Source organism: Sphingobacterium sp. N143 (assembly GCF_030325625.1).
Classification (GTDB): domain Bacteria; phylum Bacteroidota; class Bacteroidia; order Sphingobacteriales; family Sphingobacteriaceae; genus Sphingobacterium.
On sequence record NZ_JACAIS010000004.1, the window covers coordinates 133,172 to 158,749 of the forward strand.

17 protein-coding genes and 1 tRNA gene are annotated in these 25,578 nt (G+C 38.2%); 12 read left to right on the top strand and 6 right to left on the bottom strand.

The window, feature by feature from the left end; translation table 11 throughout:
- Positions 1-55: 55 nt before the first annotated feature.
- Positions 56-877 (top strand): hypothetical protein, encoded by an 822-nt coding sequence (locus tag HX021_RS09560; RefSeq protein WP_286589982.1) that lies wholly within the window; start codon positions 56-58, stop codon positions 875-877.
- A 62-nt stretch (positions 878-939) separates the two neighbouring features.
- On the opposite strand, the gene tsaD is transcribed toward HX021_RS09560, so the two are convergent.
- Positions 940-1,941, bottom strand: a complete 1,002-nt coding sequence (gene tsaD, locus HX021_RS09565; protein ID WP_286590365.1) for a tRNA (adenosine(37)-N6)-threonylcarbamoyltransferase complex transferase subunit TsaD — start codon at positions 1,939-1,941, stop codon at positions 940-942.
- Between the two features lie 112 nt (positions 1,942-2,053).
- Here tsaD and HX021_RS09570 point away from each other — a divergent pair, with 112 nt between their 5' ends.
- A complete protein-coding gene (locus HX021_RS09570) occupies positions 2,054-6,379 on the top strand; it encodes a translocation/assembly module TamB domain-containing protein (RefSeq protein WP_286589983.1) in 4,326 nt (1,441 codons plus the stop codon).
- Between the two features lie 232 nt (positions 6,380-6,611).
- Here the strand turns inward: HX021_RS09570 and HX021_RS09575 are convergent, their stop codons facing one another.
- Together HX021_RS09575 and HX021_RS09580 are read right to left on the bottom strand one after the other, a co-directional pair.
- Positions 6,612-7,937, bottom strand: a complete 1,326-nt coding sequence (locus HX021_RS09575; RefSeq protein ID WP_286589985.1) for a trigger factor — start codon at positions 7,935-7,937, stop codon at positions 6,612-6,614.
- Between the two features lie 68 nt (positions 7,938-8,005).
- A tRNA-Leu gene (locus tag HX021_RS09580) sits at positions 8,006-8,087 on the bottom strand.
- 148 nt (positions 8,088-8,235) lie between these two features.
- On the opposite strand from HX021_RS09580, the gene HX021_RS09585 reads away from it, so the two are divergent.
- The 5 genes from HX021_RS09585 (at position 8,236) to HX021_RS09605 (ending at position 13,396) form a co-directional block, all read left to right on the top strand.
- Complete coding sequence (locus HX021_RS09585; protein ID WP_286589986.1) at positions 8,236-8,847, top strand: hypothetical protein; 612 nt, start codon at positions 8,236-8,238, stop codon at positions 8,845-8,847.
- Positions 8,844-9,146 (top strand): winged helix-turn-helix domain-containing protein, encoded by a 303-nt coding sequence (locus tag HX021_RS09590; protein WP_286589988.1) that lies wholly within the window; start codon positions 8,844-8,846, stop codon positions 9,144-9,146. Before HX021_RS09585 ends, HX021_RS09590 begins: the two co-directional genes overlap by 4 nt.
- A 48-nt stretch (positions 9,147-9,194) precedes the next feature.
- A complete protein-coding gene (locus HX021_RS09595) occupies positions 9,195-9,686 on the top strand; it encodes a hypothetical protein (RefSeq protein WP_286589991.1) in 492 nt (163 codons plus the stop codon).
- Positions 9,687-9,690: 4 nt separating this feature from the next.
- The gene (gene creD, locus HX021_RS09600) at positions 9,691-11,151 is read left to right on the top strand and encodes a cell envelope integrity protein CreD (RefSeq protein ID WP_286589992.1); all 1,461 of its coding nucleotides are present in this window, start codon (positions 9,691-9,693) and stop codon (positions 11,149-11,151) included.
- 166 nt (positions 11,152-11,317) lie between these two features.
- A complete protein-coding gene (locus tag HX021_RS09605) occupies positions 11,318-13,396 on the top strand; it encodes a S9 family peptidase (RefSeq protein WP_286589994.1) in 2,079 nt (692 codons plus the stop codon).
- Between the two features lie 69 nt (positions 13,397-13,465).
- On the opposite strand, the gene HX021_RS09610 is transcribed toward HX021_RS09605, so the two are convergent.
- On the bottom strand, positions 13,466-14,434 hold the full coding sequence (locus HX021_RS09610; RefSeq protein ID WP_286589996.1) for an MlaD family protein: 969 nt from the start codon (positions 14,432-14,434) through the stop codon (positions 13,466-13,468).
- A 62-nt stretch (positions 14,435-14,496) separates the two neighbouring features.
- Positions 14,497-15,297 (bottom strand): N-acetylmuramoyl-L-alanine amidase family protein, encoded by an 801-nt coding sequence (locus HX021_RS09615; RefSeq protein WP_286589997.1) that lies wholly within the window; start codon positions 15,295-15,297, stop codon positions 14,497-14,499.
- A gap of 156 nt (positions 15,298-15,453) precedes the next feature.
- Here HX021_RS09615 and HX021_RS09620 point away from each other — a divergent pair, with 156 nt between their 5' ends.
- The 3 genes from HX021_RS09620 to HX021_RS09630 all read left to right on the top strand — a co-directional run bounded on the left by HX021_RS09620 (position 15,454) and on the right by HX021_RS09630 (position 20,984).
- On the top strand, positions 15,454-18,126 hold the full coding sequence (locus HX021_RS09620) for a putative LPS assembly protein LptD (protein WP_286589998.1): 2,673 nt from the start codon (positions 15,454-15,456) through the stop codon (positions 18,124-18,126).
- A gap of 138 nt (positions 18,127-18,264) precedes the next feature.
- Positions 18,265-19,521, top strand: coding sequence for a competence/damage-inducible protein A (locus HX021_RS09625; RefSeq protein WP_286590000.1), 1,257 nt, complete (start codon positions 18,265-18,267; stop codon positions 19,519-19,521).
- 107 nt (positions 19,522-19,628) lie between these two features.
- On the top strand, positions 19,629-20,984 hold the full coding sequence (locus HX021_RS09630) for a dihydrolipoamide acetyltransferase family protein (protein ID WP_286590002.1): 1,356 nt from the start codon (positions 19,629-19,631) through the stop codon (positions 20,982-20,984).
- 66 nt (positions 20,985-21,050) lie between these two features.
- Here the strand turns inward: HX021_RS09630 and HX021_RS09635 are convergent, their stop codons facing one another.
- Positions 21,051-22,421, bottom strand: a complete 1,371-nt coding sequence (locus tag HX021_RS09635; RefSeq protein ID WP_286590004.1) for an MATE family efflux transporter — start codon at positions 22,419-22,421, stop codon at positions 21,051-21,053.
- A gap of 242 nt (positions 22,422-22,663) precedes the next feature.
- Between HX021_RS09635 and HX021_RS09640 the strand changes: the two genes are divergently transcribed.
- Both HX021_RS09640 and HX021_RS09645 read left to right on the top strand, forming a co-directional pair.
- The gene (locus HX021_RS09640; protein WP_286590006.1) at positions 22,664-23,185 is read left to right on the top strand and encodes a Sec-independent protein translocase subunit TatA/TatB; all 522 of its coding nucleotides are present in this window, start codon (positions 22,664-22,666) and stop codon (positions 23,183-23,185) included.
- An 88-nt stretch (positions 23,186-23,273) separates the two neighbouring features.
- Positions 23,274-25,511, top strand: coding sequence for a Tex family protein (locus HX021_RS09645; RefSeq protein ID WP_286590008.1), 2,238 nt, complete (start codon positions 23,274-23,276; stop codon positions 25,509-25,511).
- The last annotated feature ends 67 nt before the right edge of the window (positions 25,512-25,578 follow it).

The window sequence follows — 25,578 nt, forward strand, 5'->3', positions numbered from 1 at the left end:
CTTTTCATTATGATGCGTGAAAGCCTTATATTTCATAAAATTTTTACACGCACTTATGAAATCACTCTTTTTAGCTATGTTTCTAATGCTGTGCTCTGGTTGCAACAATAATCAACAACAATCCAAAACAGTTATTAAAAAAGAAAAAAAGGAAAAAATAATCTCACCTTATTTCGGTTTTTTAAATCAACAAAAGGATTCCCTTATTGCACTCCCGATGGATCAGGTGATGGAAAGTCCCGAAAATTATAATTATGTCATTGTAGAAAACCAGATCAGCCCCCTTGAATTTGTACAAAACAAGCTTGACAGCAAAGGAAATAATGGTAGACAAACAGCACAGAACTTTGCAAATAGCGAAGGTTCATTATTTAAGATTAAAGACAACATCACATCTGGTGATTTTGGAATGCTGGTGAATCAGGCATTTATAGATCAATATAAAATTGAACCCTTTACAAAAATTCAACGGGAAACTTCACCTGAAATAAAAGAGAAGCTTGAGAAAAGATATAAAAGAAGAATCAGCAAAAGTACAGCTGTTGCAAGTCTTGAAGACCATAGTGAATTTAACCTGACTGTCTTTGAAAATCAACAGGACTCGGCATTAGCCGTATTTTCTTATGTAAAGAATGATCAATTGATCGATTTAGACTTTCCTGCTGTATATGATGATATCAGTACATGGCGGGTAGATGACGGTGGCCAGTTCGATATTGAAGCTTTTCAGTTACTCTCCGTGTTGCGTTCAGCTGAGGGGATAAACTTGATCAGTATCTTTTTGGGGGCCGAGGGTTATGAGTTAAATTTCTATCAACCTAAGAATGACAAATTCAGTTCAGCCGCACAAGCATATGGATATAGTTCACCATTATAAAGATTACGTTTCTTTTGCTTTGTTAAGACAAAGGAAACGGTAATCTAGGGCTATTTCTCCCGTTAAATATGCATTCTGGCCATTGGAGCAACATCCTGTCCCACAAACTCTCCTTTCAGAAATTTATAGTAGCCAGCAACTGCTATCATTGCAGCGTTATCGGTACAATACTCAAATTTTGGAATAAAAACATTCCAATTGTATTGCTTTCCCATTTCTAATAAGCTCTTTCTCAAACCTGAATTTGCAGAAACTCCTCCAGCAATCGCAATATCTTTCACACCCGTCTGATTAGCGGCTTTTTTCAATTTGTTCAATAAAATAGAAACAATACGCGATTGAACACTGGAACATAGATCAGTGATATTTTCTGTCAGAAAATTGGGGTTCAATTTCACTTGATCTTGGATAAGATAAAGGATCGCAGTTTTTAATCCTGAGAAACTAAAATCAAGCCCTGGAATCTGCGGTTCAGGCAATTTATAAGCCTCCGGATTCCCCTCTTGTGCAAATTTATCAATCAGAGGACCTCCCGGATAAGGAAGATTTAGGATCTTGGCTGTTTTGTCAAAAGCTTCGCCGGCAGCGTCATCGAGAGTCTCTCCTAATAATTCCATATCAAAATAATCTTTTACCAAAACTATCTGGGTATGTCCACCCGAAACAGTAAGACACAGAAAAGGGAAATTCGGCTTAGGGTCTTCAATAAAATGTGCTAAAATATGCGCCTGCATATGATTGATATCGATTAATGGAATATCCTGGGCCAAAGCAAATGATTTCGCAAATGAAGTTCCAACTAAAAGTGCCCCCAATAATCCAGGTCCACGCGTAAAACTCACTGCATCTATCTGATTTTTGCTTATTTTTGCTTCACGAATGGCTTCTTCCACTGTAGGAATAATATTTTGTTGATGGGCACGCGAAGCTAATTCAGGAACAACACCACCATATTTTGCGTGGATTGCCTGAGTAGCAATAACATTTGAATGAATTTCACCGTTTATACAAATAGATGCGGAAGTTTCATCACAAGAGGATTCAATCCCTAAAATAATAGCCATAGCTAGAGGTAATAAATTATAATACAAAAGTATCAAAAAAATAATAAAAATAATATCAGTTATCATAGGCAGTGTATTTATTATACTGCTTGCACTGGCATTATCTCTACAATTGAAACCTGTCCAGAACTTTGTCGCACATAAAGCGATCAACTATCTGTCGAATGAACTGAATACCAAAATAAATCTAAGGAGCATCCATTTCAAACCTTTTAAATCCATTGTAATTGAGGGCTTTGAAATTTATACACCCCAAGGAAAAAAAATAATACGATCCGAAAAAATAGAAGCCAGCGTCAATCTATCGCAATTCATTGAACTCAACAGAATCGTTATCAACAAATTAAAGATTGAAAATACGGAAAGTAATTACGAACAATTCAAAGACAGCAGCAACATTTCATTTTTAGTTCGGTACTTTACTCCACCCAAGAAAGAAAAGAAAAAGAGTTCGAAGAAAATCATTTTTGATCTTAAAGAACTTATTATTAACAATAATTCGTTCAACTATGTTAATCATACACAAAAGCATTACGACAAAGTCGTCGATTTTGGCAATTTAAGTATTTCGGCCTTAAATGCGCATATCGATAATATTAAAATCGATTCCAACCGAATTTCAGCGGATATAAAAGGGCTCAATCTTCAAGAAAAGAAAGGATTGGTGATTAAAGGTCTTCTTGCCCGTGCAGATATCAGCAAGAAAGACATCGAACTTACCGATCTGATGCTCACTATCAATCGATCTACGGTCAAAAATTATTTAAAGCTTAGTTATAACAGTTTGGAGGATTTCTCAGACTTCATCCATAAAGTTAATGTCAAAATTCGAGCTCTGGATACCCGGATACATTCCGAAGATATCGCTTTTTTCTCCTCTCCCATGCATCAGGTCAAATTTGACGTGAGAATTAAAAAGGCAAATTTAAATGGTACAGTTGCCGCAATAAATGCGTCACAAGTAAACTTGACTATTGGTAAAAACACCAAATTGGCGGGCGATCTAAAAATCATTGGTCTACCTGACATTCACAAAACAGACTTTATCATCCCGCATGCAAGCCTTTCGACCGACCATAAGGATCTGAATAAAATTATCAGTGATTTGGGTAATCTCAAACACTTTAAACTCCCTGACGTTGTACAGACCTTCGATAAATTGTCCTTTAAAGGGAACCTTCAGGGCAGGTACAACAACTTTAATGCTAAAGGAATTTTCAGTACTGCTATCGGCAATATCGAAACAGATGCGTCCCTGGATATTCGAACGGATATTAAATATAGTGGAAAATTTCAAGCCAAAAAATTTGATCTAGGGAAAATTTCGAAACTAAAGGATTTTGGCACTTCAGATTTTGACCTACAAATTGATGGTACGGGTACCGATCCCAAGCAGCTAAAACTCAATATCGAAGGAGATCTAACCAACTTTTTTTTCAAACAATATTCTTATCGGCATATCCGGCTTAAAGGCAATACAGACAGGCAGTTGTTCATTGGCTCAGGAACAATTAACGATCCTAATCTTAATTTACAATTTGCAACAGACATTGATTGGTCTGACCAACCAAATTACCATCTAGATGCAGACATTAAACAGGCTAATTTAAAAAAACTAAACCTATTTCATGCGGATTCCATCACTCTTATAGACACTAAACTACACACCAGCCTGATAGGTGATCATATCAATAATATCACGGGTGAATTTAAATCAGACAGTGTCAGCTTTACTTCTTCCAAAGGACAATTTGCTGTCAAAAATGTAAATTTCCTCGCTGAAGGCGACGAAACCGACCGTTCCTTAAGTTTCCAGTCCGATATGGGACATATTGATCTCAAAGGACGGATAGACTTAAATACGATAATCCCCTATTTCAAGGCTCTAGCAATGCGTTATGCTCCAGCTATAGGATTTGAAGAAAGTACTTTTAATCGTCAGGATTTTGATCTCAACGTCAATATAAAATCATTTAAACCCATTGCCACATTCTTCAGAAAGGATATTGCGCTAGATAGTGGAGCAACATTAAATGCGAAATTTACCAGTGAAAAGCAAACGGCCAGTTTTAATTTTTATGCTCCTGAGTTTATGTATAATGGCATTAGGCTTACGCATTTAATAGTCGATCAAAATGCCAATCTAAATAACATGGAACTGCAGACTTCCATTGATCAAATTAATTTCACGGATAGTACCTATATTAAAAATGTCAATATCTCAAATACCTTAGTCAATGACAGCCTACAATTCAACATCAAAATGTCTGAACTGGAAGCAAGCAACAGCTTGGACTTGAATGGTGTCATTCGCTTTGCACATGCAAAACCTGCGTATATTAATTTTTATCCTTCAAATATTCTCATCAACAAAGAACAATGGCTCGTCAATAATGATGCTCAGCTGAAGATCTCAAAGGGAAAATGGTATTTCGAAAAACTTACCTTAAGCCATGAAGAGCAGAAGGTGCATATTGATGGTATATTATCCAACGAAATTTCCGACCAGATCAACTTAAAATTTCAGGATTTCAACCTCACATCACTAAACGGAATAACAAAGCCCCATGGTATTCACCTCGCTGGTAACCTTAATGGCAACATCGAGGTTAATTCGATCTTCAAATCACCATTTATTGTTGCCAACATCAAAACGTCTCCCATTCTATACAACAACATTCCAATCGGTAGTCTTGTATTAAATGCAAACTATGATCCTGACAACCAATTGGTAAAGCTTGACAGCAAAATCGAGGAAGGTGAGAAATTGATTCAATTACGAGGTTCCTACAATCACTTAAGCGAGCGTGACAAGCTTAATCTGAAAGCGACATTAGTAAATACGGACGTATTTGTCTTCCAACCATTTTTGAAAAGTTTGGTTTCCAATATACAGGGCAAGGTCAATGCTGACCTTAAGATTGAAGGTGATGTCCTAAACCCTAAAATCAGTGGCTCAGGAAAACTTGACAATGCTTCAATGGTGATTAACTATCTAAAAACGCCTTACCGCCTCTCAGATGAAATCAATGTAACCAATAATAGGATATTTCTTACTGGTCTTAAAATATATGATCCCAAAAACAATATCGCCACTATTGATGGTGTAGTTGACCTCAATAAATTAAGTGATCCGGATATTGATGTGACTGCTGAAGCGAAAAACTTTATGGTATTAAATACCACTATAAAAGACAATAACATCTATTATGGTACCGCCTATGCGTCGGGAAATTTTCAGTTCAAGGGCCTCACCTCAGCCATGAACATTAACATACGCGCTAAATCAGAAGAGAATACTGTCATCAATATTCCATTTAATAATGCAAGCACAATATCAGATAGCGACTTCATCTACTTTATTGAAAAAGACTCAACAAAAATCAAAAAGAACCAAAAGAAACGGGATTTCAATGGATTGACAATGAATATGGACCTGCTGATCACGCCTAATGCTGAAATAAACCTTTTCTCCAGTATGGGCGAGTTATCTGGTAAAGGAAATAGCAATCTTAATATGCGGATATCTTCTTTGGGTGATTTTGAGATGTTTGGTGATTTTATTATTAACAGTGGAAAATTCAACTTTACAGCACAGGATTACATCAATAAGATCTTTGATTTAAAAGAAGGTGGCACGGTACGATGGGCAGGTAATCCTGCTGAGGCAAACATCAATATCAATGCTGTATACCAACAACGTACGAGTTTAGCGCCACTATATAATGCTGCTGGTAGAGAGGAAAACCCAGAACGTGTATTAGCACAGGCAGATATGATTTTAAAAGGCCAATTAGGCCAGCCTGATATCACTTTTGACATTAACTTTCCGCAGAATCCCGGTGTTAAGGATGAATTACAGGGCTATTTTTCAGATGCCAACAATGTCAATCAGCAGGCCCTCAGCCTCATTGTTAGGCGAAGTTTCACTCCAGGCACGCAAAGTGATTTTGGCAAGGAAGTAAACAATACACTCCTTTCCGCAGGTACTGAAATTGCGTTCAATCAGATCAACAATATCATTGCACAGTCCCTTAATATCAATTTTTTCGATATCAATATCAAGTCCTTAAATGATGCTTCAGCATCACTTCGTCTATTCAATGATCGACTGGTTTTAACCGGAGGAATATCAGATCGACGAAACCAGGCATTAACAGACCTAAATGTATTTTCCGATCGAGTCTCAACGGATGCAGAGGCATTGTTCTATTTACGAAAAGATGGGCGCCTCGTGCTGAGAGCATCCAACCGTCTGAATACACGTAATTTTCTACTTAGCCCAAATGATGGAGAATACATCAGTGCTTTTGGATTACTCTATCGGCAAGAATTCAATACCTTTTCAGAATTCCTAAAAAGGCTCTTTCCCTTTGGAAAAAAGACTATCCAAGCGCCCGAAGCTCAGGATGATGGCAAGAAGAATAAGTCCAATTAGGCACCTGAAAGAACACCCCTATTGTCAGCAGCCTGTCCTATCAAGAGAAATAATTATATATTGTTAATATGCGACAAAACTGAGCAGTCCCTATCCATCTAACAATAAGCCCCAAATAAACGATCTCATAAATCGCTGCGAGTTTGTCAAAGAACCATGAAGCAAATGACGACATAAAAAAGGCCCTCCAATAGTTTTGAGAGGGCCTTTTGTAAGCTGTTGAAAAAGTTGCTTAAGCTAGTTTTTCAAATTCTTTATATTCAATTTCGTTAGCATTCAATTTGACTAAACCTTTTAAGTGGTCGAATACTTTTAAAGCTTTAGCTTCTTCGAACAAACGGTTACCTTGTTCTCTGTCTTGTAACAGTTGAACTGCAAATTGGTTCAATTGTTCGTCAGAAGGCTCCTCATTGATGTTATACATTTTAATTTGAGCATAGATACGCTCTTTTGCCAAATTAATTACTTCATCATATTTAACTTCAAGACCATTTTCAGTCACTACACGGTTCTCAATGATCGTCCATTTCAAATTGTTCAAGAAATCTGCAAAACCTTCATTCAATTCTTCTTCAGAAATGCTAGGGTTTGTTGCTTTTAACCATCTCTTTAAGAATTCCTCAGGGAAAGTTACATCAACTTTGTCCATACCAAAAGTATACATATCGTTACGTAATTTTTGATCTGAGTTTTGCTTAAACAAATTTTCAACTTCTTCTTTTACTTTTTCAGTGAATTGTGCCTCTTCAGTTACTTCACCTTCAGTAAACAATTTATCGAAAAATTCCTGATTAAGATCAGCTTCTTCTAAACGATTGATATTTTTAACTGTAAGTTCGAATTTAGTTACATCTAACGCGGCAACTTCTTCTTCAGTAATACCTAAGATACGTGCTAGATCTTCGACTTTGAATGCTTTTTTAACATCTATTTTCACTGTATCATCTTTTTTAAGACCGACCAATGATTTTTTGATTTTAGCATCTTCAACAATATCTGTACGGATGGAGGTTGTTTTTTCCAGACCTTCTTCTTTATCTTGCTTTAATGTTGCGTACAATACATCTCCTTCCTCAGATACCTCCGGGTTGGTCATCTTTCCGTAACTACGACGTAAGTTCTTGATACGATCCTTCAGAGTTTCTTCATCTGCTTTGATCTCGTAAGAAGTAAATTCTGTCTCACCTGTAAAAGGCAATTCAAAGGCTGGGGCCAAACCAATTTCATATTTAAAGTTGAAATTGTCTTTATAATCCCAGCTGTACTGTGCGTCATCTTCCAAAGGAAGTGGCTGGCCCAAAACTTCTAATTTATTCTCAGCAATATAATTTGTGATTTTATCATTCACTAATTTATTGATCTCGTCAAATAAAATAGATTTACCATATGTACGTCTAATGTGCCCTGCCGGAACTTGACCTGGACGGAAACCTGGTAATTTTGCCTTTTTAGCTTGCGCTTTAATCTCTTTGTCTACTTGAGGATTATAATCTTCAGGTGCTAATGCGACATTGATTACCGCATTGATTGCATCTACATTCTCGTGTGAAATATTCATACTGTTTTTAGCTATATCGCATTCATAAAAAAATCCTCCCGAGGTTTTAAGTTCGGGAGGACATCAAGTGCGGAAGAAGGGACTCGAACCCCCACGCCTTGCGGCGCCAGATCCTAAGTCTGGTGCGGCTACCAATTACGCCACTTCCGCATTAGGATTTCTTTTGTGCCACAAAGATAGAAACCAAACCTATATCTTGCAAGTATTTTCTACTCTTTTTTTTATTTTTTTTCTTTGTTTTTTTTAACACTTGCATAATTCATTATTATTCATTTACTTTGAATATCAAAGTACTTTTATGGAACAAAAAGATTTATTTAGAGAACTTGGACAAATCAGGGCATTGATGGAGAAATCATCCAAATTCGTTTCGATAAGCGGGCTATCAGGTGTACTCATTGGATGCTATGCACTGATAGGAACTGGAGTCGGATCCTATATTATATCCAGCACAACAACATCGATGGATCAAGTTGTCGGTAATATGAGTGTTCTTTTCTTATTCATTGTATTAGCCATTTCTATTTTGGTCCTCTCGCTATTGACCGGCTGGCTTATGGCTCGAAAAAAAGCAAAGAAAAATAATCAGCCGATTTGGAATATTACAAGCAAATCCCTTTTATTTGCCGTTTCAATTCCCTTGGTAACGGGAGGAGTATTAGCTTTGATGCTTACTGCTCAAGGACATTACCACATGATTGCCGCCATGCTCCTTATTTTTTATGGACTGGCTTTGACTGCAGGCAGCATCTATACCTTTACGGAGGTCAAATGGTTGGGTATTTTTGAGATCTGTTTGGGTCTGGTTGCAGTATACTCTCCCAATCAGGGATTATTATTATGGGGACTAGGGTTTGGAGTGCTGCATGTTGTCTATGGTTTTATTGTTTACAAAAAGTACGAATCGTGAAATTAGATCTTTCTTTATATGACAAAATATTCGAAAACAGAGTTCGCCTTCAGATTATGAGTGTCCTTGCCGCTAATAAAGAATACGATTTCAATTCACTCAAAGAATTATTGGACGTGACAGATGGCAACCTCGCTTCTAACCTAAAAACATTGGAAAAGGAGGAATATATTATTGTGGAAAAAAGTTTTGTTGACCGCAAACCAAACACAAAATATAAAAGAACCTCAAAAGGGTTAAAAGCCTTTGAAAATCACCTAATAGCACTAGAAAATTTAATAAAGCATCAGTATAAATAATTTTTTTACATAAATACTTTGAAATTCAAAGTACTTTTAAACAAAAACATGAAGGAAATTAGATTAAGATTAATGTTGCATCTCTACAATTGGTCATCACGGATATACACCTTAGTCTTTAAAGGACACAAAAAGGCTTGGGAAATCAGCAAAAAGGATTTCTTATCCTATCCAGTTGGTAGCATTGGCCATGGACTGGGACTTTTTTATCAGAGCAAAGGATTTGATGTGATGCCCAAACTGGAGAACCATGATGTCTTCCATATTCTGACCGAGACTGGGACACAGATTCAGGATGAAATTGCTATGCAATATTTATTATTAGGCAATGGAAAGATCAGTCTTTATCTCATTGGGATAATTATCATCGGTGGCATCTTATTTCCAGAATATGTCCATGATTATAAAAGAGCTTTTCAAAAAGGGAAATCCCTTCAAAAGTTTCACCATATAGATTTCAAAGAAATCCTTCATTATCAACTCACCGAACTGCAAATTATGTTATACAGCAAAAACACCGAAATAAATTTAAATAACTGAAATCATGAATAACAACAACTCATTTGCCAGAGAACAATATTCTCTATTTGACAAAATAAGCAATTCTACCGTCCTAAAATTGTGTGTCATTTTATTTCTATCTTTAATATTGTTAATTCCGTTAGCATTAATACGTGATTTAATTGAGGAACGAAAGACACGGGAACAAGAAGTCACCAATGAGATTGCGCTCACCTGGGGGCGGGACCAGGTTGTCTCTGGCCCTATTTTGGCCATCCCTTACCAAAAAACAGTTCAGAAACCGACCGGGGAAAATCAACAATCAGTCAACCGCGAATATCAAGAGACAAAGTGGATATTTGTCTTACCCAAAACAGCTAATATCACCACAGATATTGCTCCGCAACACCTTTCCAGGGGTATTTATAATTCCGTTGTTTATACTAGTGATATTGCATTAAATGGGGGCTTTGGTAAAATTGAACTCAGAAAACTGGATATCCCAAATGAACAGGTCGACTGGAAGAATAGCAGGCTTGTTTTTGGCATTCAAGATTTTAAGGGATTAGGTAAGCGCCCTACACTCAACTGGGAAGGAAACGAGTTTACCTTTGACCCTGACTTGAATAACCTCAAATTGTTCAACCAAAATTTAGTCTGTCCCATTCCATTGTCACCTGAGCACAATGAATATCACTTCAAGATCAGGCTAAATTTGAAAGGTTCCAAATCATTGAACTTCCTCCCTCTTGGCGATCAGACCAATATTTTGGCAAAAGGGATCTGGGCCAATCCAAGCTTTAATGGTGCATTTTTACCAACTCAGCGGAATATAGGGACATCTGACTTTACGGCATCCTGGGAAATTCCATCCTTTAATCGAAAACTTCCCGAGCAATGGACAGGTGATATCCATCCCCTATACCATTTTAATCTAAAAGACGATGATGGAGACGATGAACAAAACACGGCTCAAGCTCCTGCTAGTCCGTCAACAGATAATCAGCTAAATAATACGGATATGATTACAATTCATTTTCTACCAGATGTCAACAACTATCAGAAAACAACCAGAGTTGTAAAATATGGCATTTTAATTATCATTCTGACCTTTACTTCTCTGCTATTTACCGAAGTTCTCAGAAAGAAACGAATCCACATCATCCAATATATCCTAATAGGTGCAGCAATGGTTCTTTTTTACACACTCCTATTGGCCCTGGCAGAGCATATTGGATTTAACTTTGCTTACTTAATTGCTGCAATTGCCACAGTCATACTCATAGGAAGTTTTATCAAATCCATTACAAAAAATAGAAAATCAGCGATATTGCTCAGCTCCATTTTAGCCATTTTTTATCTGTTTATTTATATACTCATGCAACTTAGAGATTATTCACTTATAACTGGAACAATTGGTATTTTCATCATCCTGGCCATCCTTATGCGCGTTTCTACAAAAATCAACTGGTACCAATTTGACAATAGCCATACCGATCAGTAAACAGCATGTTAAAATTTACTGGGTACTTATTCAGATATTGATCAAAAAGTAGTTCAAAACATGGCAAGTAGTCATCCAATTTACATTTGGATGGCTATTTTTTTTCTTCGCTTAGCTTTTATTGTCAAAATCTGTAACTTGCGGGATATTTTTCAGCAGTACAGATATGAAAAAACTTACAATACTTACATTAGCGATTATGGCATGCAACCTCAGCAATGCGCAAGAAAGCAGAGATAAAAAAAACAAGACCATTGTAGCGGAAACCCAGCAGCCCATCACAGCAAGTGGGCTTTGGGATCTTGGACGTGTTTCGGCCGAAGGACTTTCTGCCGATGGCAAAACATTGGTATATGGTGTTTCCAATTATAATTTAGAAAATAATGCCAGTGAAAAGAATCTATATACCGTTTCATTGGAGAAAGGAGAAGCAGTACCATTTACTGATCAAAAAGGTGGTGAAACCGTTGTTCAGATAAATCCAAATGGCGATGTGATTTATTTGCTGAAAGGCCAATTATGGCAAAAAAATCTTGCAAGTGGCAAGGCAATCCAATTGACAAGTGGCGAAATGACACTGGAGAACGTTAAGTTCTCACCTGATGGTTCATACATCCTATTCAGCCAGCCTGTATTAGTCAAAAAATACCATAGTAAAGATAAGTACCCTGAATTACCAAAATCGGACGCCTATATTTATGACAACTTAGATTACCGGCATTGGGATACTTTCAACGATGGAAAATTCAATCATCCGTTTATTGCCAGTTTCAGTGGTGGCAAAATAGGTGAACCTGTTGATTTGCTGAAAGATCAGGCTTATTATAGCCCCCAAGCTCCCTTTGGTGGAACAGAAGACTTTATTTGGTCGCCAGACAGCAAAGCTGTGCTATATGTTTGTAAGAAAAAATTCGGCACAGATTATGCCGTTAGCACCAATACCGACATTTACCGCTATGATGTTGCAACAGGTATAACAACCAATCTTACTGAAGGAATGAATGGTTATGATAATGCACCAAGCTATTCCCCTGATGGGAAAAGTTTAACCTGGCTCAGCATGAAAACAGACGGTTACGAATCTGATAAGAATGATATCATCTTGTTTGATAAAAACAGTTCTATCCGATTCAACTTAACTGCTCATTGGGATGGGACGGTCAATAATTTTAACTGGAGTAAAGACAATCGAAAAATTTACTTTACGGCAGCCACTAAAGGTACAGTGCAGTTATTTGAGCTTGAAGTGCCGACCAATATCAAATCAAAAAGCCTTCCTAAAATCCAACAAATCTCATCTGGTGATTTTGATATTACTGGAATCGTAGGTCAGACGGACAATAAGCTTATCGTCACATTGACTAAGTTTACACGTGCTACTGAAATCTACAGTTTCGACCTGAAAAACAAATCCCTCACCCCTCTTACTAAAGTCAATGATACCAAGTATGCTAAAATCGCTGACAATAAAATTGAGAGCCGAGTGACAAAAGCTTCCGATGGTGCTGATTTATTTTCATGGGTCATTTATCCACCAAACTTTGACCCTGCAAAAAAATACCCTACCATACTCTACTGTGAAGGTGGCCCCCAGTCGGCACTGACACAATTTTATTCCTTTCGTTGGAACCTCCAACTGATTGCGTCACAGGGCTACATTGTCATTGCTCCGAACCGAAGAGGAATGCCCGGGTGGGGAGTCAAATGGAATGAAGCCATTTCGCAGGACTGGGGCGGTCAGCCGATTCGGGACTATTTAGCAGCAATTGATGATATCTCAAAGGAAGCTTATGTGGATACAACACGCCGAGCAGCAATAGGAGCAAGTTATGGCGGTTATTCGGTATACCAATTGGCTGGAGTACATCAAAATCGCTTTAAGACTTTTATTGCCCATAATGGACTCTTTGATATGAAAAGCTGGTACGGTACAACCGAAGAATTATTTTTTGCCAACCATGAATTGGGTGGTCCCTACTGGGAGAGCAAAAACGAAAAATCGTACACCCAGTTCAACCCTATAGAAAAAGCGAACAACTGGAATACGCCAATTTTAATCTTCCAAGGAGGACGAGACTACCGTGTTCCAATCGGTCAGGGATTGGCAGCTTTTCAGCTCGCTCAATTGAAAAAGATCAAAAGCCGTCTTGTTTATCTCCCTGACGAAAATCATTGGGTCCTATCAGGTCAGAATGCACAAGTATGGCAAAGGGAATTTTTCACCTGGCTAAACGAAACATTATAAAACAAAAAAGGCCTGACAATTGTCAGGCCTTTTTTGTTTTATGCTATCACTGGCGACAAACGAGATATGCTATTTTTCGCTTTTCTTTCCGAAAATGGAAAGTTTGATATATTTCCCTGGTTGCTCTTTTACATCCTTCATCAAATTATCCATTTCTTTCGAAGCATTATTAAGATTGTTATACAATTCATCATCGTTTAGCAGTAAACCTATTGAACCTTTTCCACTATTGATCTTATTTGTGATACCCTGAAAGTCAGACATCGTTGCATTCACCTTTTGAATAGTTTGTTCAAAATCCAAACGTGCAGCTTTATCTGTGATATTACTGAGATTCGCCATAATGGTATTGATCTTTTCTCCATTCTGTGCGAAATTGGACGAGATGGATTCCAAATTTGCCATAATCCGATTCAATCTTCCTTTCTCGTTTCCAACCAATCCTTCCACATCTTTTGTAATACCTTCCACATCTTTTGTAATACCTTCCACATTTTTTAACGATGTAGAAATACTGTGAATGCTGTTTTTAAAATCGTCCTGAAATTGTTTATCAAGCACCGTATTTACGACTGAAAGCGTAGAATCTAATTTGATAGTGATGGTTTCAATACGTTTTTGGATCGGCTCCACCTTATCCATAATATTAGCCTGAACACCAGAAGTCAAAAAAGCGCCATCCTCAGCCATTTCAGTACTATTTCCCATATCGAAAACAATGGCCTTACTTCCTAGTAAATCTGTACTTGAAATACGTGCTATGGTATTTTTTGGGACATCATAACGTGAATTGATTTTGAATTCGGTTTTAATTTTGCCATCAGGTTGTAAAATCATTTTAGACACACGCCCAATCTGATATCCATTCACCAAAACGGGCTTTGATGGGGTCAAACCATCTACGGTATCATAGGTTGTATAGAATGTATTATCACTACTGAACACATCATTTCCCTTCAGAAAGCTATATCCAATAAATAATAAAACGATCGCAACGGTTGCTAATATGCCGACTTTTGTTTCGTTTGATATTTTCACAAATAATCTGTTTTGTAATCAATCATTAATTTAAGTTTAAAACAGCACAAAAGCAAATCTGTTTAGCGTTCAACAGAATTTTTATAAATTTTTATAGCTGAAACCAGATTATTAACAACCTCTTGTTGGCCTCTCTCCGACAATAAATAGCTTTCTTCTTCCCTATTACTAATAAAACCTATTTCAGTCAATACCGCGGGCATCCCTGCTTCTGCCAATACAGCTAATCCCTTTTCCCAGAATCCTCGACTATATCTACCTGCCTTTACATACTCTCCTTCAATCATTTGGGCTAAACGGATACTTTTTTCACGGAATCTGTTTTTCATCAAAGAGAAAATAATTGCACTTTCGGGATCCTTGGGGTCGAAACCTTGATAATTTTCTTTATAATTTGACTCCAACAATAATGAAGCATTTTCACGAACAGCGGCATCTTGTTGTCCCAAGCGATGAGAACCAGAGACCAAGGTTTCTGTCCCATGCGCACTTGCACCGCTGGAATTACAGTGAATAGAAATAAAAAGATCCGCTTTATTCGCATTGGCCAAACGTATTCGTTTATAAAGCTCAACAAATTCGTCTGTAGTTCGCGTATAGATAATCTTCACGCCAGGAATATCTTTTTGAATCTGTCTACCAAGTTTCAACGCTACGTCCAACGCCACATTTTTTTCCAGAGATCTCCTACCGCGTGCCCCTGTATCCTTTCCGCCATGGCCAGCATCGATAACAATGGTTTTAATTTGATAGTCTGGAGGGTTGGGTTCCCCATTGTTTAGTTTGAAAGAATTCAATAAAAAAAATCCCAAGGTAGCTAACATCACGCTACACCATTTTCTAATTCTTAAATCTGATTTCATTGAATAATTATTTGCGCTACTATAAACAAAACAAAATGAGTCAATATTATTTCTTTAATAGATAACGATATTTAACATATTTTCTATTTGTTTTTTGACTAATTTTGTCTCTCGAAGTTTAACATTATTTCACAAAAATAACATTTGTCTTTAATTTTGAAGTCGTTAATCAACATTTTAACACTATTTATCATTCTTGCTCTGAGCAACTCAAGTTTTGCTCAGAGCAATATTCCATTAAAACAGAACGGACTTCAAAGCAAAGATCCAACCTCAGCGTCCCAAAGACTACAAGATACCAGCAAAACGAAGGCTGCTGATTCTACCAAATCACTGTCCGATACAACCAAGAAAAAAAGCGGTGGGTTGCAGGCAGAAGTCAGCATTATAGCAGTCGACTCTCAAAAATCTGAGGTAGCCAAAAATATCAGCCACTTATATCGCGGCGCCAAAGTAAAATATCAGGACTTTGAACTTTCAGCTGACTATATCCGACTGGATCGAAACAAAAAGCAGATTTTTGCATCAGGGATCTATGATAAAACTGGCAAATATGTGGGCCGCCCCATCGTGATCATGGGGAATGGTGAATCGCCAAAAACAGTAGATTCACTTTATTATGACTATGAGAAACAGGAAGGAAACACCTATGGTATTATGACCGAAGTCGATGGAGGATTCATTCAGGCGAATATCGTCCGAAAAAACATCTACGATGAAATGTCTATTTACAAAGGCCTTTATAGTACATGTAACCTGCCTGAACCTCATACACATTTTGGGATACATATTACCAAAGGGATCGTAACCAAAAATCAGATTATCTCTGGTCCAGCATATTTGGTGGTAATGGGTGTGCCTATGCCTGTAGCTTTTCCCTTTGCTTTTTTCCCAAAACCAGATAAACGAGCGTCAGGATTTCTTTTTCCGTCTTTCGGAGAGGATTATACCAGAGGATTTTCGATGCGTGATATTGGGTGGTACTTAGCATTCAACGATTATTGGGATAGTGAAATTAGAGGTTCATTATATTCAAAAGGCTCATGGGAAGCTTCTATTAACACGCGATACACTGTTAACTACAAATATAATGGCGGTTTTAATATCCGTTATGCCAATACTAAAGTAGGTGTGGAAGGGACTGACAATTATGGCGCCAATAAGGATTTTAATGTCACTTGGAATCACACCCAACGGCAAGAAGCCAATCCAGGGACGTCATTTTCAGCTAGCGTAAATTTCGGTACAGCTTCCTTCTTCCAAAACACAGCAACAGGAAGTGCTGCAAATACTTATGATAATTTGGCCCGGAATAGAATGGGATCTTCCATCAGTTATGGTAAAGTCTTCGCTGATGGTAAAGTAAATCTAACAGCCAGCTTAACCCATAACCAAGATATGGCATCTCGAAGCATTCAGTTAAGTTTACCAAATATCAGTTTAAACGTATCTTCTTTTAACCCTTTTGACAGCAAAGACCGTGTTGGCGAACAAAAATGGTATCAACGTATCAATGTAGGGTATAGTTTTCAGGCCCAAAATTCTGTGAATACCATCGATACATTGCTTTTCAAACCAGGGGGCTTCAAAAAATTCCAGAACGGATTCCAGCATAACATTCCCATTAGCCTCTCGTTGAATGCATTTAAATATTTTCAGTTCAATACAAGCGTAAATTATACTGAACGTTGGTATTTACAAAGTACAAGACAACGTATTGATAATACACCTGCAGGTTATATCCAACGCCTTGATACATTGCAAGGCTTTAATCGTGCTTATGATTATTCAGTATCTACAGGTCTTTCAACCAAGATATATGGTATGTATCCAAAGATTGGAAAAATTCAGGCTATTAGACATGTCGTCACACCATCCATCAACTTCAACTACAGACCTGACTTTTCTGACCCTAAATATGGTTTTTATCAGCACTATACAGATCAGTATGGAAACCAAAATGTCTATTCAATCTTCAACCAAGGGGTCTATGGTTCACCATCTGCTGGGAGGTCCGCAGGTATAGGTTTTACGATTGATAATAACATTGAAGCAAAAGTAAAAAGTAAATCAGATACTACGGACGGTGGTTTCAAGAAAATTCCAATCTTACAGGGTTTAACCTTTAGCGGAAATTATAATTTTGTTGCCGACTCCTTGAAATTATCGCCAATTACTTTTTCTGGTCGGACCGCCTTTTTCGATCAAAAGATGAACGTCAACTTCAATGGTACATTTGACCCCTACGCTGTCAATGAAAATGGGGTCCGGGTCAATAGGTATGCAATCAAAGATGGAAGCTTGGCCCGCTTGACCAATTTTGGACTATCCTTCGACTACAGCTTAAATCCGAAAGCTGCCCGATCACGCAACGATAACATCGATTCGTTGAGAAAACAGATGGGAGGCGGAATGACTCCAGAGCAGGCTCAGGCCCTATCCAGAATTAGTTCCGACCCAAACGCATTTGTTGATTTTAATATTCCTTGGAATCTTGCGGCGTCATTTAGCTTTAATATGTCCAAGTTTTTTAACTCGAGTACACGACGAATGGACAACCAGATCACCAGTACCTTAAATTTACATGGGGATTTCAGTGTCACCCCTAAATGGAAAGTTACTTTTCAATCTGGCTATGATTTCAAACAAAAAGAGGTCGTCATGACTTCATTCAATATTTATAGGGATCTACATTGTTGGGATATGTCCTTTGGCTGGATGCCTTTTGGGCGGTATCGAAGTTATAATGTTACCATTCGGGCAAAAGCATCAATCTTACAAGATCTTAAATTGACCAAAAGAGCAAGTTCAGGTGGCAGTTATTTTTAAAATAACTGCCTTTTTATTTCTCACACACTTTTTGCATGTTTATATCCTTGAGATCAATAATGCAATATTCTTATTTATTTGCTATCAAAAATAGATTTTATAGTTTCGCTGACACACAATTTTATGTAAGTTTATGCCATGAAAGCAGAGATTATAACCATTGGGGATGAGATTCTCATAGGTCAGATTATCGATACTAATTCAAGCTGGATTGCACAACAATTACGTCAGTTCGAAATAGATGTCGTTCAGATGACCTCTATACCAGATACTGAAGAAGCTATCTTGGACACCTTGAAACGTGCATCAGTACAAGCTAACCTCATTCTGATTACTGGAGGACTTGGCCCGACCAAAGATGATGTCACGAAAAAGACAGCTGCAAAATTCTTTGGCACCACCCTAACCCGAAATGAACAAGTCCTCCAACATGTAACTGATATTTTTGAATCCCGCCATTTAGAAATGTTAGAGATAAATCGCCAGCAGGCAGACGTGCTTGCAAATTCCACCGTGTTATTTAATGCTTATGGTACGGCCCCAGGTATGCTGGTCAATCAAGGAGAACAACAGTTCATCTTTATGCCTGGTGTCCCTTTTGAGATGAAACATATTATGGAAAAGCATGTCTTTCCTTTAATAGAAAACCAAGCGACGGAAACTTTTATATGCCATGAAACTATATTAGTTGGCGGTATTGGCGAATCATATCTTGCAGAAGAAATCAAAGACATCGAATCTGAACTGCCCCCGAATATCAAATTGGCTTATCTGCCAACACTGGCCTTTATCCGTTTACGGCTTTCTGGAAAAAGTAAAAATAAATCAGACATCACGCAACAGGTTGCGCTCTTTAAAACTAAGCTGCTGCACCGTTTAAAGAGCTACATCATTGCCGATTATGATACAAGCATCGAACCTTTTTTAATAAAGCTGTTTGCGCAGAAAGGAATCACGCTGACTACTGCTGAAAGTTGCACAGGCGGAAGTTTAGCAGCTTCATTAACTGCTGTTCCAGGAAGTAGTAAAGTATTCATCGGCGGTACCATTCCTTATTCTAACAGATTAAAACAACAATTATTGGGTGTGAAGATAGAGACCTTAGATCAATATGGTGCTGTTAGTGAGCAGACCGCTATTGAAATGGTAACAGGGGCTAAAGAAAAATACCAGGCCGATTATGCGATCGCAACTACAGGAATTGCCGGTCCAGGTGGAGGATCTATCGAAAAACCGGTAGGAACTGTTTGGATAGCCGTGGCGGGAAAAAAAGAAAATATAACCAGGAAATTTCAGTTTGATAATGATCGCACCATAAATATCGAACGTACCCGCATGAATGCTCTGCTCCTTCTTTGGAAACTACTTTTAAAAGAAGAAAATGATTTTAAATAAAATAATATTTCAATAAAATCGTTTTTTATGGAATAATATTTTAAATTGATAAAAATAAACCACAATTTAATTAACTTCGTTTTTCTATAACGAGATTGCTAAAAATTATGGCTCTATATAAACTTTTACTCCCTAAAATGGGAGAAAGTGTATCAGAAGCAACAATTACCAAATGGTTGAAACAACCTGGCGATATGATTGAAGAAGATGACACTTTATTGGAAATTGCAACGGACAAAGTTGATTCAGAAGTACCAGCCCCAGTTAAGGGAATTTTAAAAGAACAATTATATGCGGCCGATCAGACCGTCCAGGTTGGCGAGGTCATTGCTATTATAGAAATAGAAGGAGATGCTGAATCTAATGACTTCTCCTCACAATCACAGGAAACTTCTTTCGATCAAAGTGTACCCTCAAATGAAACATTGGATTTAGATATACCTGGTGTGGCTCAACTTGTGGATTTGTCAGACACAGACAATGCGCATAACACTTTTAACGATAGTACCAATCGTTTCTATTCTCCGTTGGTAAAAAACATCGCCCGTCATGAGGGGCTATCTCCCGAGGAACTCGATCAGATTCAGGGTACGGGGGCCGAAGGTAGAGTCACCAAAGAAGATATTCTTTCCTATGTCGCCAATCGGAATTTAACCACCAAAAAAGATGTAATGGCTTCTGTCGAAAACACAACATTGGAAAATGAAACTTCCCAAGCCCCTCAACCTCCAGTGACTTCACCAGCCACATATGGCACTGATGAAATTATAGAAATGGACCGTATGAGGCGATTAATTTCTGACCATATGGTTAAAAGTGTTCAAATTTCACCCCATGTCTGCTCCTTTGTGGAAGCAGATGTCACCAACCTTGTGCTATGGCGCAACAAAGTAAAAGATGCCTACAAACAGCGTGAAGGTGAAAACATCACTTTTACACCACTATTTATTGAAGCAATCAGCAAGGCACTCAAAGATTTTCCTTTGGTAAATATATCCATCGATGGTTACAACATCATTAAAAAGAGGAATATCAATATCGGTATGGCTGCGGCATTGCCGAATGGGAATCTTATTGTTCCAGTGATAAAAAATGCGGACCAATTGAGCCTAGTTGGCCTAAGCAAAACAGTCAACGACCTTGCGCAACGGTCACGGGCCAATAAACTTAAGCCCGACGACACACAAGATGGCACATTTACATTCACCAACATCGGGGCTTTCGGCAATATCATGGGGACACCTATTATAAATCAACCACAGGCCGCAATATTGGCTGTTGGTGCGATAACAAAAAAGCCTGCTGTCATTGAAACAGAATATGGAGATATGATTGGAATAAGGCATATGATGTATCTATCCCTTTCCTATGATCATCGTGCTATTGACGGCGCATTAGGTGGTACTTTCTTAAAACGGGTCGCTGATTACCTTGAAAACTGGGACAGCAATAGGGTCATTTAGGTTCTCCGCAGAAATTAAATCATTAAACATTCAAGGCTCCATATGGAGCCTTGAATGTTTAATGATTTAAAAAATACTCTTCTCAAACTGCAGTTTCTTTTTCTTAATTACCAATTGGAATCGCAGATAAAGTAGCAAGGAAGAAGTCAGCAGCCCCAAGGTGAGTCCATACCAGATACCTTTTATTCCCCAATCAAATAATACCCCCATCACATAACCACTTGGCAGACCAATAATCCAATAAGCAACGAAAGTAATAATCGTTGGGATATTAACATCTCCCATTCCACGCAATACACCTAGACCAACCACCTGTGTGCCATCAAATAGCTGAAAAAGTCCTGCAATAATCAACAGTTGAGAAGCAATAACGACCACCGCATGATCAGAAGTAAAGATATAAGGCAGGTAATTATTGAACAACGCGAACAATGCGGCAGTAATGGCCATAAAAACTAAAACTAGCTGATAAGATGTAAGCGCAAAACGTTCCAAACGAAATAAATTTCTATTTCCATAACTGTTACCTACCTTGATTGTTGCCGCCGCCGCGATTCCACTGGCCATCATATAGGTCATTGCCGCCAGCTGAATAGCGACCTGATGTGATGCCTGGGCCGTGGCACTAATGGTTCCGGCTAACAATGATGCTCCAGCAAAAGCACCTATTTCAAAAACATACTGCATCGCCACAGGAGCCCCGATCCGTAGTATCTTGACTAACCGAAGATAGTCAATGACCGTTATCTTAAAATATTGAATATACGCTTTAAATTTTTGTGAACGTAAAACATAAGACATCATTACCGTCATCATTAACACCCGGTCAATCAATGTGCTATATCCCACCCCTTTTACACCCATTGGATTTATTCCAAACATACCCTTCACAAAAACGATTGCCAATATAATATTCAGTATATTCCCCCAAATAGTTACGTTCATCGCTTGTTTTGTAAACCCTAAGCCTTCGGCAAATTGTTTAAACGTGCTGAACACCATCAACGGGAGCATAGACAAACTTAAAATAAACAAATAGGGTTTTGCTTCTTTCACAACAGCGGGATCCTGATTCAGGTGATCAATCGCTAGCATCGAGCCGAAATAGACCAAACAAAATAACAATAGGCCAGCTATGATATTTAGCCAAAAACTGTTTGACAATAAGATAGCACACTCCTTTTTATTATCACGACCATTCTCCTGTGCTATCAATGGCGTTATACCGTAGGCAATTCCCAACCCTATGACCATGACGATCATAAAAACGGCATTAACCAATGATACTGCTGCTAATGGAATTGTACCAGCAAAATGACCCACAATGACACTATCCGCAGTATGTACTAAGGTATGTCCCAATTGGGAGATGACTACTGGCCCAGCTAGGACCATCGTACTTTTATAATACGGCTTGAATGTTTTGAATTTTCCCATCACGATCAATTTCTCAAAAAAATAGGCACAAAAATACAAAGATATTTCTACCCTATCGTCATATTATAATTTTTTTAGCAAAAATAAAACAAAATTCCGCCACTAAATAAGCCTCTTTGTTAAGTAATTTTTATGTTTCAAATAGCTCAAAATTATCTTAAATTTACTTTTCAGGCTAAGAACTATTAAAATATTAATGTAACTTAGCATTCAGTAAGTAATTAAAAGAAGAGGAAAAGAGTATGTACAATCCAGTAATAACATTTCTAAACATTGGAACACAAGAGATGATCTTAATCGTGTTTGCAATCTTGTTACTTTTTGGAGGTAAGAAGCTTCCTGAATTGGCGAGAGGTTTAGGAAGAGGGATACGTGAATTCAAAGACGCATCCGAAGGTATCAAACGTGAAATTTCAGATCAAATCAACAATTTCGAAAAAGATATAGATATTAAAACCGATGTAAAGGAAGAGGCCGTTCCCAATGAAGTAAAGACCGCGGAGCAACAGGCCCAAGCCGAATATGAACAGGATATAAAACCACAAGATGTTGCAGAAAATTCAGATACAGAGCAACCAAAAAAGAAATATGAATTTACAACTCCAGCTGGGGTTGTCGAACATAACCCAAATAAGCAATTAGATTATGGGGAAGAGCCTTCCCACATTACCTATGGATATAATGATCACTTCGCTGAAACCAATAATGAGCAAGCGGAAGACAAAAAAATATCCACTCAGGAAAACACGGATAAACCAGCTTAATTTATTGCATTAACTTTCAATTAGATATTATCATAGAGCTGTTGAATTTCTTATTCAACAGCTCTCCTTTTTAAAAATAAAACGTACAATGAGCTTATTACCACACGAGATTATTATCGCTAACGAGCTTTCCATTAGCGACAAACAAGTTCGTACCACGATTGCACTATTAGATGAAGGGGCCACCGTTCCATTTATTTCCCGATATCGAAAAGAAATGACGGGAAGTTTAGATGAGGTCCAGATCACCAGTATCAGGGATCGTTCCCAACAATTGAAAGATCTGGACAAACGTAAGGAAGCGATTCTAAAATCCATCAATGATCAAGGGAAAATGACACCCGAAATCGAACAACTCGTGATGACCGCGGAGACAATGTCCAGTCTAGAAGACATTTATCTACCATATAAGCCTAAACGGAAAACAAGGGCAAGTGTTGCACGTGAAAAAGGCCTTCAGCCATTAGCGGATTTTATTTTAGCACAGGACCAAACAGATATTCTTGCCATCGCAAATTCGTTGATAGATGAAGAAAAAGGGATTAAAAATACAGAAGAAGCATTAGCGGGCGCCCGCGACATTATTGCCGAGATTATTGCCGAAGATGCCACCGTAAGATCCAAATCCAGAACAATATTTTTAGAAAAAGGGGAATTTGTTTCCAGGGTCGTCCCCGGAAAAGAAGAAGCCGCAATTAAATATAAAGATTATTATCAATGGTCTGAGCCTTTAAAAGCTGCTCCTTCCCATCGTGTTCTGGCTATGCGTCGGGGCGAGAAGGAGGAATTGCTTTATTTGGATATTGAGGTCAATGAAGAGGAAATCCTACCAGCCCTTGAAGCCATCTACATTAAAGCTACAAATCCGGCTGCTTCCCAAGTAAAGATGGCGTTATTGGATAGTTATAAGCGCTTATTGAAACCCTCCATGGAGACTGAAATACGTGTATTGACCCGCCAAAAGGCAGACGATGAAGCCATCAAAGTTTTTGCCGACAACGTTCGCCAATTGTTACTGGCTGCTCCTTTGGGCCAAAAAAGATTGCTCGCCATTGACCCGGGGTTCCGAACAGGATGCAAAACTGTTGTCCTGGATGAACAAGGTCAGCTAAAAGAAAATACAGCTATTTTTCCACACAATGGGGCACATGGATATGCAGAAGCACAAAAAACAATCAAATACCTTGTTTCGAAATATGACATTCAGGCCATTGCCATCGGTAATGGAACCGCTGGCCGTGAAACCGAAGATTTTATAAGAAAACTTGACCTAAGCACCATAACCATAGTCATGGTCAATGAAAGCGGGGCCTCTATTTATTCCGCATCTGAAACAGCACGTGAAGAATTTCCAGACTATGACATTACTGTACGTGGTGCTGTATCCATCGGCAGAAGGCTGATGGATCCATTGGCAGAATTGGTTAAGATTGATCCGAAATCAATCGGTGTTGGTCAATATCAACACGATGTAGATCAAAACAAGCTGCAAACTTCGCTGGACGACACTGTGATCAGCTGTGTAAATGCGGTCGGTGTGGAACTTAATACTGCCTCAAAACAAATCCTATCATATGTCTCAGGTCTTGGACCAGCATTGGCACAACAGATTATCACCTATAGAAATGAAAACGGCCCTTTTACTTCCCGACGTGAATTGAAGAAAGTGCCGCGTCTTGGTGATAAAGCCTTCGAGCAGGCCGCCGGTTTTCTCCGTATCAGACATGCCAAAAATCCCTTGGATTCGTCCGCAGTACACCCCGAACGCTACCCCTTAGTTGAGCAAATGGCGAAAGACTTGGGTAAAAAAGTAGAAGATTTATTGAAAGACACCGAGCTAAGAAAATCAATTTCCTTAAAAAATTATATCTCCGAAGAAGTGGGACTGCCTACCTTAAATGATATTCTCGATGAATTGGCAAAACCAGGATTGGATCCTCGGGAAAAGTTTGAAGCATTCTCCTTCACAGAAGGTGTTAATAGTATCGGAGACCTCCGCATTGGCATGAAACTACCAGGTATCGTTACCAATATTACCAATTTTGGTGCCTTTGTTGACATCGGCGTACATCAAGATGGTTTAGTCCATCTAAGCCAACTATCAAACCGTTATATATCCGATCCACATGAAGTTGTCAAAGTGCAACAACAGGTTACCGTCACGGTTACAGAAGTTGATGAAAAACGTAACCGCATCGCACTGTCCATGAAAACAGATGAAAAACCATCAGTCCCAAGAAACAGAAGAAATGAGGGCAAAAGAATACCAGAGCCCGAAACCGATATGGCCAGTAAACTGGCTGCATTAGCAAGTAAGTTCAAATAAAGAAGCTTACCTCCTTATATACAAGAAGAGATTGTTTTATAAAACAATCTCTTCTTGTATATAAGGA

Excerpts from the sequence above, each read along its gene's own strand:
- creD (WP_286589992.1), top strand. The coding sequence starts at position 9,691 with ATGAATAACAACAACTCATTTGCCAGAGAACAATATTCTCTATTTGAC.
- HX021_RS09615 (WP_286589997.1), bottom strand. The coding sequence starts at position 15,297 with ATGAAATCAGATTTAAGAATTAGAAAATGGTGTAGCGTGATGTTAGCT.
- HX021_RS09640 (WP_286590006.1), top strand. The coding sequence starts at position 22,664 with ATGTACAATCCAGTAATAACATTTCTAAACATTGGAACACAAGAGATG.
- HX021_RS09630 (WP_286590002.1), top strand. The coding sequence starts at position 19,629 with ATGGCTCTATATAAACTTTTACTCCCTAAAATGGGAGAAAGTGTATCA.
- HX021_RS09605 (WP_286589994.1), top strand. The coding sequence starts at position 11,318 with ATGAAAAAACTTACAATACTTACATTAGCGATTATGGCATGCAACCTC.
- HX021_RS09635 (WP_286590004.1), bottom strand. The coding sequence starts at position 22,421 with ATGGGAAAATTCAAAACATTCAAGCCGTATTATAAAAGTACGATGGTC.
- HX021_RS09595 (WP_286589991.1), top strand. The coding sequence starts at position 9,195 with ATGAAGGAAATTAGATTAAGATTAATGTTGCATCTCTACAATTGGTCA.
- HX021_RS09560 (WP_286589982.1), top strand. The coding sequence starts at position 56 with ATGAAATCACTCTTTTTAGCTATGTTTCTAATGCTGTGCTCTGGTTGC.
- HX021_RS09645 (WP_286590008.1), top strand. The coding sequence starts at position 23,274 with ATGAGCTTATTACCACACGAGATTATTATCGCTAACGAGCTTTCCATT.
- tsaD (WP_286590365.1), bottom strand. The coding sequence starts at position 1,941 with ATGGCTATTATTTTAGGGATTGAATCCTCTTGTGATGAAACTTCCGCA.
- HX021_RS09585 (WP_286589986.1), top strand. The coding sequence starts at position 8,236 with ATGGAACAAAAAGATTTATTTAGAGAACTTGGACAAATCAGGGCATTG.
- HX021_RS09625 (WP_286590000.1), top strand. The coding sequence starts at position 18,265 with ATGAAAGCAGAGATTATAACCATTGGGGATGAGATTCTCATAGGTCAG.
- HX021_RS09575 (WP_286589985.1), bottom strand. The coding sequence starts at position 7,937 with ATGAATATTTCACACGAGAATGTAGATGCAATCAATGCGGTAATCAAT.